This is a genomic window from Streptomyces sp. NPDC046900 (assembly GCF_040644975.1).
In the GTDB taxonomy this organism is placed as follows: Bacteria; Actinomycetota; Actinomycetes; order Streptomycetales; family Streptomycetaceae; genus Streptomyces.
Window position 1 is genome coordinate 41,261 of sequence record NZ_JBEYXD010000064.1, and the last position, 10,067, is coordinate 51,327.

General features: G+C 67.7%; 8 protein-coding genes and 1 pseudogene. 3 read left to right on the plus strand and 6 right to left on the minus strand.

The window, feature by feature from the left end; genetic code table 11:
• Window positions 1-1,014 precede the first annotated feature (1,014 nt).
• Window positions 1,015-5,022: a S8 family serine peptidase gene (locus tag ABZ904_RS37630; protein ID WP_361828670.1), complete on the minus strand. Its 4,008-nt coding sequence runs from the start codon at window positions 5,020-5,022 to the stop codon at window positions 1,015-1,017.
• A 391-nt stretch (window positions 5,023-5,413) separates the two neighbouring features.
• On the opposite strand from ABZ904_RS37630, the gene ABZ904_RS37635 reads away from it, so the two are divergent.
• Both ABZ904_RS37635 and ABZ904_RS37640 read left to right on the plus strand, forming a co-directional pair.
• Complete coding sequence (locus ABZ904_RS37635) at window positions 5,414-5,665, plus strand: hypothetical protein (RefSeq protein ID WP_361828672.1); 252 nt, start codon at window positions 5,414-5,416, stop codon at window positions 5,663-5,665.
• A pseudogene (locus ABZ904_RS37640) lies at window positions 5,608-5,808 on the plus strand (site-specific integrase); the annotation flags it as partial. The gene ABZ904_RS37635 and the pseudogene ABZ904_RS37640, both read left to right, overlap by 58 nt.
• A gap of 240 nt (window positions 5,809-6,048) precedes the next feature.
• On the opposite strand, the gene ABZ904_RS37645 reads toward ABZ904_RS37640, so the two are convergent.
• Both ABZ904_RS37645 and ABZ904_RS37650 read right to left on the minus strand, forming a co-directional pair.
• Entirely contained in the window at window positions 6,049-6,540 is a 492-nt protein-coding gene (locus ABZ904_RS37645) for a hypothetical protein (RefSeq protein ID WP_361828674.1), read from the minus strand.
• Between the two features lie 56 nt (window positions 6,541-6,596).
• Entirely contained in the window at window positions 6,597-7,310 is a 714-nt protein-coding gene (locus ABZ904_RS37650; protein ID WP_360994832.1) for a DUF4145 domain-containing protein, read from the minus strand.
• A gap of 63 nt (window positions 7,311-7,373) precedes the next feature.
• On the opposite strand from ABZ904_RS37650, the gene ABZ904_RS37655 reads away from it, so the two are divergent.
• Entirely contained in the window at window positions 7,374-8,036 is a 663-nt protein-coding gene (locus ABZ904_RS37655; protein ID WP_359403230.1) for a M15 family metallopeptidase, read from the plus strand.
• A gap of 250 nt (window positions 8,037-8,286) precedes the next feature.
• Here the strand turns inward: ABZ904_RS37655 and ABZ904_RS37660 are convergent, their stop codons facing one another.
• The 3 genes from ABZ904_RS37660 to ABZ904_RS37670 form a co-directional block, all read right to left on the minus strand.
• Window positions 8,287-8,772: a DUF1801 domain-containing protein gene (locus tag ABZ904_RS37660; RefSeq protein ID WP_360994838.1), complete on the minus strand. Its 486-nt coding sequence runs from the start codon at window positions 8,770-8,772 to the stop codon at window positions 8,287-8,289.
• A 78-nt stretch (window positions 8,773-8,850) separates the two neighbouring features.
• Window positions 8,851-9,495, minus strand: coding sequence for a glyoxalase (locus tag ABZ904_RS37665; protein WP_361828677.1), 645 nt, complete (start codon window positions 9,493-9,495; stop codon window positions 8,851-8,853).
• A complete protein-coding gene (locus tag ABZ904_RS37670; RefSeq protein WP_361828678.1) occupies window positions 9,495-9,953 on the minus strand; it encodes a helix-turn-helix transcriptional regulator in 459 nt (152 codons plus the stop codon). The genes ABZ904_RS37665 and ABZ904_RS37670 overlap by 1 nt, the downstream gene beginning before the upstream one ends.
• Between the last annotated feature and the right edge of the window lie 114 nt (window positions 9,954-10,067).

A 10,067-nucleotide genomic window follows, 5' to 3' on the forward strand; every position in this document is an offset into this window, starting at 1 on the left:
TCGGCGCGAGTGAGCACGGCCCCGTAAGCTTCCGGCGCGTCGGGCAGGTAGTGGACCAGCCCGGTAAAGCACGACGTTGGGGCCATGATCTTCGAGGGTCGCGCCAAAGCAGCACCGTAAGGCCGCAGAACCGACCACCCCAGCCACGACGTACCCCCTCTCGGGCATCAGGCAGCTGCTTGCTCTGCGCGCGGCACGGGCGCCGGGCGGGCTGGAGCGGGCGGAGACCGGAGCGCCGGCCCGGTCGGGGGCCGCGCCGCAGACACGGCGCGCGCCCGCGCCGTGCGCGGGCCTTGATCGGGTAGGGGAGGTTTCGCGTCCTGCAGTTCACGCCTCGTGAGGCAGAGCGGATCGGAAGTCGCCTTCGGCTCCTACGCCTATTGAGCAGTCGGCTTCACCGAGGGGCTGCAACACCCCGGGTGTGCTGCAGCCCCTCGGTGACCGGACAGCCCGGACACCAGCACATTGAGCTGTCCGGGTCGTTTATGCAGGTGAGCGGCATAGCCGGACAGCCGGACAGCCGGACAGGTGGGACAGCGAAGGGTCGCGCGAGGGCCCGCACTTTCGGACGCGGGCCCTCTCACAGCGTTACAGGCGTAACGGCAGAATCCGAACCTGCGCACGCGGCTCCGGAGTGAATGCGTCGATCACCCCCGCATAGCTCTTTGACCTGCGGCGGAGTTCGTCATAGGGCACCAGCGGCACGGACTGTGTCGGAGGTGTGTCGGGTGCCCTCCTTACGAGATTCCTCCCAGCCCGCTGAGCGTTCACGGGAAGGAGGCGGCGCCGGCAGATTTACAGGCCGCGCCCAGCGTCCTGGCTGACCAGGTGCTTACTCCGTGACCGCCTCGCGCCCCACGCAGACCTCGCAGGACCAATCAAGGCTTGAGGAGCAGCGCTTCAGGAGTTGGCGTCTGATCCTTGAACCCCTGTTCTGCCGAACCAGGGTGCGCCAGGGGGCGAGGAACGGACTGCCGTTCCTCGCCCCGGTACCTGACGGTGGTCAGCTCACCATCAGTAGGAGAACTGCTGGATCTCTCGACGGTCGATGCCGATCGTGTATCCGGTGCGGGTGGTGGGGTCCAGCTGAATGGACTGCCCGTCCTGCTGCCCCGCCCCCGTGAGGACGGGGAACGTCATCAGCGGGCTGCCGTCCGGGTACGCGTAGGTGCCGTTGATCATCTTCACGCGCTCTCCGGTCTTGAGGTCCACGACGTCCATCTGCCCTATCGCGTTGTTGTCGAAGACCAGCGTCGGAAGCCCGTAGAGGTGGATGCCGTCAGGGCCGGCGAACTTCTCGAAGGCGAGGTCGCGCCCGCCGTCGAGGGTGAGTTCAAAGCCCGGGTCCTGACGGACCAGGATCGGGTCGGACGAGTCGCTGGGGTCGATCTTGGTGATCAGACTGGGTCTGGGCAGCCTGTTGCTCCATCCCGAGTTCGACGCGTTGTAGGCGTTGCCCGCGTCGTCGATCGCGAGGCCGTGGCTGCACCGGGGGGTGTCCCCGGCCAGCGTCGCGGTGCCGGTGTCGAGGTCCATGCGAGGCGCGTTGACGGTGCCCGAACAGAACGAGATACCGGTGGGCAGCAGGACGACCGTGCCGTCCTTGGGGTCGATGGCCAGCTGCGACCACTGGACGGGGGCGGCGCTTGGGTCTGTGACTCCCGCGCCGGAGACGGGGATCGGAATCACCGGGGAGGGGGCGCCCGTCGTCAGACTGATCGGCAGCAGGACGTCGGTGTTGTCGGACACCCGGTGGAGCAGGACGACGCCCCGGTTCCGGGCGGGATCGACCTTGGCGTTCACGAAGGTGTAGTCCGAAGCGGAGAGCGTCTGTTGGGCGACCATCGTCCGGTTCGCGGTGTCCCAGATCTGCAGGTCGACGTCGCCGTTCGGCTGGGCCCGGTGGGCCACAAGGGCCCGGTGGGTGGCGGCTGACACCCCAGTCACCGCGTAGGTGGACTTCGGCGTGCTGTCGGTGGTCAGGGCGGGGCCGTAGGTGCCTGTTGCCGGGTCGTACGGCCGCACCATGGACGTACCGTCCGGGTCCAGCAGGGAAATCAGCGAGTCCTTCCCGGCGAAGGCGAAGTCGAGCACCGAGGCGTCGTCCGGAGCGAGACCGTCGTCGACCTCCAACTCCGCGGTCGGCGAAGCCTGTCCGATGACCTGGTGGTCGCTGTCCAGGGCCAGCACGCGCACGTTGTACAGCTCGGAGGTGGGCAGCCCCAGCTTCAGGATGTCCAGGCCGGCCGTGCCCGACGTTCCGGACAGCGTCTGGTGGAGGACGGACGGCGTGTTGATGCCGTCATTGTCCAGTTGCGACCCATTGGGGTTGTCGAACGTGTTGTACCTGTTGCCACCCGTCGGCCCCGGCGCAGAGAACTCCACCTCGGCCGCGGCCGCCCCGTGGACGGCACTGGCGTCGTACGTGAGACGGAACTCCGGGTGGGCCCGGTCGGCCATGGCGAAGTGGCCGGGGACTCCGCTCGCGTCGGTGATCAGCGGCGCCACCGGGCGGTCCTCGGCACGGTCGGTGCCGATGCGGATCGGAGTGAACTCGGCGTAGACGTTGTTGGCGAGGTTCCCGGACCTCTGGATGATGCCGATGCCGTAGAGGCCGGCACCGCCGTGGAAGGCGCTGGCCGGAATGGTGAGGCTGCCGGAGGTGCCGGTCAGCGGCTGCGTCCAGGCCGGGTAGAAGATCGGTCCGAGTCCGGGGTTCCAGTGGCCCACGCCGGACACGGCGATGGCCGGGTTGGACATTCCGCTGACACCGGTCAGGTCGTAATGCACGGTGACCGAGTGTCCCAGCGGGGCGACCGCGGGCGCCGTCGGCCCGTGGGCTTCCGCATAGGTGCCGTCGGAGGGACCGACGGTGATCGTACGGGCGGCACTCGCCACCACGTTGCCCTTGACCAGCACGTCGTAGCGCAGGTCGACGGTGCGGTCGCTCGTGGATACGACCGGCAGACCGGCCGCGGTGAGCAGTTGACGCGGTGTCACACGGATGGCCGGGGTGTCGGACGTCCACACGGTTGAGCCCACGGTCAGCCGGTACTGGGCGTCCGTGTCGCTGGGCAGGCCCGTGACGTCGCCCGCGAAGGTGACCGGACCCACCAGGCCCTCTCCGTTGCCTCCGGAGGCGGCGTCGCCGAGATCGATGCGGTTCGGGTCGGTGGTCTCCGTGAACATGCCGCCGAGGCTGCCGCGGGTCACCCGGTGCGCGACCGACAGCCGCACCAGGGCGGGCTTGTCCTGGTACGCGGAGCCGAGAGCCGCCTGGGTGGCTGCGGTGACGTCGATCTGCGGTCCCACGTGCAGGGTCTGGTCGATCTGCCGCGGGCTGGCGACGCGTCGCCCGGTGTGCTCCAGCAGGGTGCGGACATCGGCGGGCGTCAGGTGGTGTCCGGCCAGATGGGACGCCTGCAGCACCACGGCCGCCGCTGCGGCGATCTCCGGTGCGGACGCGGACGTGCCGCCGTTGAGGCTCACATTCACGTCCGAGGGTCCGCCGGCGGGAGTGAACGGCGTCTGGACGGGGTGGACGAACGCGGGGATGTTGTCGCTGGGTGCGGAGAGGTCGACGCGGGTGCCGAAGCCGGACGAGAACGTGCCGAAGCCGCTGATGCGGGTCTCCGCCACGGTGGGACTGCCCGCCGGGTCGGCGAGCGTGTCGTCCAGGGTGGTGCCGCCGGCCGCGATGGCGCCGGTGTCCGGATCCCGTGAAGGCACCGAGGAGAACGCGACGTCGTCGATGTTCGTGGCCGCGGCATCGTCGGCAGCCAGGTCGGTCGGTGTGCTGCCGCCGTCCGGGCCCACCGCCGCCTTGGTGAACAGACGGGTGCCGTCGTTGGAGGAGATGACCACCACGATGCCGTCTTGCTTGACGATGTGCTGGACCGTGGCGCGGACGACCGGGTCGTCCTCCAGGTAGCGCCCGGCGAAGCCCAGGGTGTCAGTGCCGATGCCGAGACTGGCGGTGATCACGTTGGGGCGGGGCGACTGGTTGGCCGCCGCCATGAGCGCGGAGGCTATCTGATCGGTCGTCGGGGTCTGCGGGACGACGAGACGGTACTTGGCACCAGGCGCGATGCCGAGCAGGTCGGTGTAGCCGCTCCCGACCCGGTCAGGCCGCTGCAGGTCGTGGGGCAGCGGGCTCATGACGCTGAAGTCCAGCAGGACCTCGTCCAACGCGGGGTCCTCACCCTGGACCGCGGCGGAGCCGCTGAGGCCGCCCTGCCCATCGGACACATAGGTCGGGATGAGCGGCATCGACGGCAGGTCGAGGTAGCGCTGACCATCCTGCAGGATGGTGGTGGCTCCGCTTTGGACAGCTGCCGGGTTGCTGTCGTTCACCATCGACTGGTCCACCAGGTCTCCGATGGAGACGTTGGTGATGATCTCGCCGTCCCCGGGCTCCTGCCCGAACTTGTCCTTGAGCGTCGCGAAGGCGCCCGTCGCGTCGACCCCGCCGGCGTTGAGCAGCGCCTGAGCGGAATCCGCCAGTCCGTAGTTGGTGGGAATTCCGTCGGAGTCGGCGCCGGCCCGTCCTGCGCCCGACGGGGTCGCATGAGCCTGCGCTGCCGCCGCCCGTGCGGCGGCCTTGACCACGGACGCGGGCAGCTGCTGGCCCGGCACGTCCAGCGTGTTGACGTAGCGGTCCGGTTCCGCGTACGCAACGCCAGGCGTCTTGCGCAGTTTCTTCGCCACCGCCTCGGAGTCACGCTCTGCCGTCTGGAGCACGTAGGTGCGCGACAGAGCGGAGTCTGCGGCCGGCTGCGAGGCGGCGTTCTTGCGGAGCGCAGTTCCAGAAGACTGGGACAGCGCCGGGATGACGGTGCGCATCGTCTTGGCGCCGACCGCACGAAAGGCGGAGTTAACAGCCGCTTTGTCCGTCTGCGGAGCCACCGTCGCCAACCGGTGGCCGGTCAGTGGCTTCCCGGTGACCGACGTACCCGCGGACAGGGTCACCACGACCTGGCCCGGCACCTGGCCGGTGCGCTGTCGTGGCTGCTGAACTGGCACGCCTTTGCCCAGTGGCGTCTTGACGGCGGGCGTATGGGAGGCGGAAGACGCGCTCGAGCCGGGTGCCGGGGAAGACGACGCAAAGGCGGAGGCGGCCACCGCAGACGTGGAAGGGAGCATGGCAGCACTGGTGGCCATGACTGCGAGAAGGACGGTATTGAGTCGCCTTCCCGGTCTATGGACATTCATTGAGGAACCTCCTGCAGGTCGAGCCAGTGCGCCGCGGAGCAAGGCGGGGCGGCCCGAGAGATGTGGATCGCACGGTTCCGGATGAAGGGTTCGGGCCGCAAGATCTTCGGATGGCGAACTCCCGCCATGCGGCAGGGATCCGCCAGATGATCGGCTTCTGTTAAAGGCCGTCTCTCAAGCCGCCCTGGGGGACGGGCTGCCGGTGACCGTGCTGGCGCTCGACTACCAGCGGATTCTGGGCGTGTTGGAAGAGCGGCGATCAGCAGGCAAGGGTCCGGTGAAGGCGAAGGAGATCGCAGCGGAGCTGGGCCTGGAGACGACGCTGGCGAAGGTCGAGGGGGTGCGGTCAAAGGCCCGGCGCGCCGGCCGAGCGCGGGTGGCCCGGACCTTCAGGCGTCCATCCTCGGAGGGCGGCCGTACGACCTGCGACACACCTGCATCACGACGTGGCTGAACGCCGGCGTACCCGTGGCCGAGGTCGCCCGTCGGGTCGGCAACTCGCCTGAGGTGATCCATCGCGTCTACGAAGGGTGCATTTACGGCCAGGAGCAGGCCATGAACAAGAAGATCGAAAAGGAGCTGGATTGGTTCGAGTGACGGGCCGGTGTGGCTACGGCCGGGGCATGCGGATGTGCCCCGGCTATCGGGTGGCTCTCGGTATCTACCAGAAGGCGTTACGGCGTTCCCGTCCGGAGGCTTCCTGTTATTGGCCCGAACTCCTCAGGCTACTAGCGAAGAACTCCAAGAGATCATGGACGTTGCTGCGCGCGTCGACGTAATCCAACGCTGCTCGCACAGTGATCTCGGGAAGTCCGGTCGGACTAACGCTCTCGTTCCTCAACCGCTGCAGCTGACTACGGATCGCGCCGTGGAATCAGGCAGTCCTCTGGAGCGCAAGCCGTCGACCACAAGGCGAACATCGATGGCCGCGACGGTACCGCGCGTCCGGCGCGGGATGCCGAACTCGTCCGCGATGGCTTCCAGCCGTCGGACCAGGAAGGCCCAACCCTGCACTACTGAGGCCCCCGGCGCCAGTTGAGCGGAATCACGCAATGCATTCATAAGGTCCCGCAGGGAGTCCTCAGATGACGCGGAGGTCAGGAGGAGCTGCGGATGTTCCAGGGGCAGTTCCGCAGCGGCGGCCCCAGTCTCCGCCCTCGCCTCAGCGGCCAGTTCCGCGAACTCTGCCTCCGCTACTCCTCCACGGAGTACCTTCAACCGGTCCAAGAGAGCCTTGACCTGCTCTCGGAAGAAGATCGCTGCGGCTACGAGAACCAACGGCCATATCAGGGTCTTGACGTAATCCAGTACGAGCCGCGCCACATCCACACCGCCATCGTGCAAGATCCTCTGCCGCTAAGGCCTCAGGTTCGCGATTTCTCCGCCTATATGCAAATTGCACTTATTGTGCGAACTTCTCGCAGTCTCGGGCATTGAGGCCGCCTAGTTCTGAGAGCTGTTCTCACCGGTCCCCGCGGCCTTGGCGCGTCGTTCTTGAAGACTGTGAACTGCGCTGCGAGAACGTGAAGGTAGTCCAGAAGTGCCTCGACGAGGGCCAGCCCGTCGGCAGCGTCCTCGCGGCTTACGCCTGTACCAGTGAAGTGCGCTCCCTGGTTACCGAGAACTCGGAGTTCCTGAGCCCACTCCAAGAGCCGTCCATCGATCTTTCCCTCGTTCTTGAGCTGCTCAAGCATCTTGACGAGAGGCTTCGATCGGCCGTTCGCGCCCGACACTCCCTGCTCGCTGCAAACACCTTCGAGCGTGCGGCGGACCATGACTGCCGTGGCTGTGTACGCCTTGGCCTTGAAGCACTGGCGTGCTTCCTCGTGTTCTCGCCGCAAGGACTGAAGAACGTGATGACTCAAGGGACGGAGGTGCTCGGGCCAGAGCACGCCTGGCCCATCCCAGCCTTGCCCGTAGTCCTCTTCGACGGTGAGGAATGGTTGGTTGCAAACGCTGCATCGGGCCAGCTCAAGCAGGTATGGCGGTTCTTCCTCGCCACCGCCGGCGGCTTCGCCAGTGATCGTGGCCAACGCAGGCTTCTCGCAGTGTGGACATATGAGGGGGAAGGTGTACCCGACCGTGTACTCACGGCTCATGAGGCGAGGCTAGTGCTCTGACCGGGAAGGTTCACCGGGTGAGTCCTGCGAGATGATCGCGTTATGAGTGAGATCGTCTTGATGTCTGATCCGAAGGTTGCCGCCATACCCGTTGCGGAGTGCGGTGAACGTCTCGTAGACGTCCGCCGGGGCGGCTCGTTGCTGGTCGATTCGCGCAAGCAGGACCCGGCAGATGCCTACGCATATCTGCGGGAAGGTGTGGTGGAGCGGCTGATGAAGGCCCAGGAGCTTCTCCCGCAGGGCCTGCGACTGCTGTTTGTTGAGGGATACCGGCCACCCTCGCTCCAGCGCGCGTACTTCGAGGAGTACGCCAGCCAGCTGCCGGCCATCCATGCCGACTGGTCCGCCGAGCAGATCCACTCGGCGGCGAGTCGGTACGTATCACCGCCCGATATCGCTCCGCACAGCGCCGGCGCGGCCGTGGACCTCACCCTGGCTGATGCCGAGGGGCGCGAGCTGGACCTGGGCACCCGGATGAACGCGGACCCCGAGGAGAGCGAGGGCGCCTGCTACACCCACGCCGCCAACATCGGCACGGAGGCCCGGGCCAACCGGAAGCTGCTGGGTTCCGTACTCACCGACGCGGGGCTGGTGAACTACCCCACCGAGTGGTGGCACTGGTCCTTTGGCGACCGATATTGGGCTCTGATCACTGGTGAGACCGCAGCCCTCTATGGCCCGAAGGAGATGGCCTCGTCAGCCTGACCGGCCCCGGACTTGCTGGACGACTGGTCACGCGGCAGCGGGGCTTCCGCCCCAGCGGATGCTCTTCTTGCTGCGGATGCGGGCGCGCTCGCGGCGTTGGGCGGCGAGCACGTCGGGTGGGGGCAGAACTGACGCGTTCCAGCTCGCCTTCCTGTTGGACCAGTCAGCCGTGGCGGCGCACCGCGTCTAGGGCGCGGGAACGTCTTCCACGGCTCGGTCGCTTTCGCCGCTGGTTCCGCCCCGGTCGGCCTCAGCCCACCGCCTTCTTCACGAGCGCGCTGATGAGCTGTTCGTCGGCCGCGGTCAGCTCCTTCAGGGCGTAGGCGGTCGGCCACATGGCGCCGTCGTCGAGTGCCGCCTGGTCGCTGAAGCCAAGCGTGGCGTACCTCGACTTGAACTTCTCCGCGCTCTGGAAGTGGCAGACGACCTTGCCGTCCCTGGCGTACGCGGGCATCCCGTACCAGAGCTTGGGCGCGAGGTCCGGAGCGGCGGTCTTGACGATCTCGTGGATCCGCTCGGCGAGGACCCGATCCGTCTCCGGCATCTCGGCGATCTTCGCGAGCACGTCCTGCTCCGCTGCCGCCTCCATCTCCGCCCGGGACGAACCGCGCCGCGCCGCCGTCTTCTTCTGCTCCTGCGCGTGCTCCTTCATCGCGGCCCGCTCCTCGGCGGTGAATCCGTCGTACTTCTCGGTGGTCGTGCCGGAGTTCCCGGCGGGCGACTTCGTGGACGGCATGGCAGGTTTCCTCTCGTACAAGGTGAGACAGGGCGGTGCAAAGGTGCGGGGTCGGGAGTCAGGATGACGTGGGGCGAGCTACGCCGCGGCCTCCCAGGCGAAGCCGTCCGGGTCGATGAAGGTGTCGGCGGTGCTGCCCAGGACGATGTGGTGCGAGCCGGTGCCGTCGGCGGGAACGCCGAGGTCCTTGGCCAGGGCGCGGCGCTTGTACAGCGCCAGCTTGACGGAGCTGGAGGCGCCGGAGGCGAACTCGGTGTACTTGCCGCCGAAGCTCTTGGCCACGGTCAGGCCCCGGCCGACGTAGAACTGCTTAGTGGCCTTCACGTCCTCGACGCCGAGCAAGAGGACGACCTCGTCGATCTCGCGGGTGGCGGGGCCGGTGTCCTTCTTCGCCGAGGTCGCGATCTTCCAGATCGTTCCGTCCGGGGCCTGGACGACGACGCCGTAACCCCACAGCGACTTCGCGGCGGGCTTCAGCACCGTGGCTCCGGCATCCACAGCTGCGGCGACGTAGCCGTCGACGGTGGCCGGCCCGGACACCGTGAGCGCCAGGGTGAAGCCGCGGAATCCGGTGGAGTGGACCTCGGACGCCCGCAAACGTATGTACGTGTCCACGCCGAAGGCGCTGTAGAAGCGGCGGGCGGCCTCGGGGTTGGCCACCTCAAGGGTGACGGACGCGAGGGACGTGTGGGCTGCGGTGGAAGTGGTGGTTGCCATGACCATCACGTTAGGGGCCGCGCGGCGGCCGGGGCTTCTCGATTCCTGACCGGTCTCGCGACTTGCTTCGCCACGCACGCGGGCATCCCTTCCACCGTGATCGCCGAGCCTGCGTCGTGGGCCGTACCCGCGGCATCGGCATCGTCGGCGGCCGCATAGACCGCCTGGCGCCGGAAGGCCCCGGGCGGCATGCCGACCAGCTCGGTGAAGCGGGTGGTGAACGTGCCCAGCGACGCGCAGCCGATCGCGAAGCAGACCTCGGTGACGCTGAGGTCGCCCCGCCGCAGCAGCGCCGCCGCCCGCTCGATGCGACGCGTCATCAGGTACGCGTACGGCGACTCACCGTATGCGGCCCGGAACTGCCGACTCAGGTGCACGGCGGACAAGTGCACATCACGGGCGAGCGCCTCCACGTTCAGCGGCCGCGCGTACTCCCTGTCGATCCGGTCGCGGACACGGCGCATCCGCGCGAGATCAACCAGGCTCTCGGCGACGGGTGAAAACGGACCGCTGATCGGCGGATGAACGGTGACCCACTTCGCGATCTTCTGATCATCCTGATCTTCTTCGAGGATCAG

Bases quoted from the DNA above. Each gene is read 5' to 3' on its own strand.
- ABZ904_RS37655 (WP_359403230.1), top strand. From the start codon at position 7,374: ATGAGTGAGATCGTCTTGATGTCTGATCCGAAGGTTGCCGCCATACCC.
- ABZ904_RS37665 (WP_361828677.1), bottom strand. From the start codon at position 9,495: ATGGTCATGGCAACCACCACTTCCACCGCAGCCCACACGTCCCTCGCG.
- ABZ904_RS37650 (WP_360994832.1), bottom strand. From the start codon at position 7,310: ATGAGCCGTGAGTACACGGTCGGGTACACCTTCCCCCTCATATGTCCA.
- ABZ904_RS37670 (WP_361828678.1), bottom strand. From the start codon at position 9,953: ATGCGCCGTGTCCGCGACCGGATCGACAGGGAGTACGCGCGGCCGCTG.
- ABZ904_RS37660 (WP_360994838.1), bottom strand. From the start codon at position 8,772: ATGCCGTCCACGAAGTCGCCCGCCGGGAACTCCGGCACGACCACCGAG.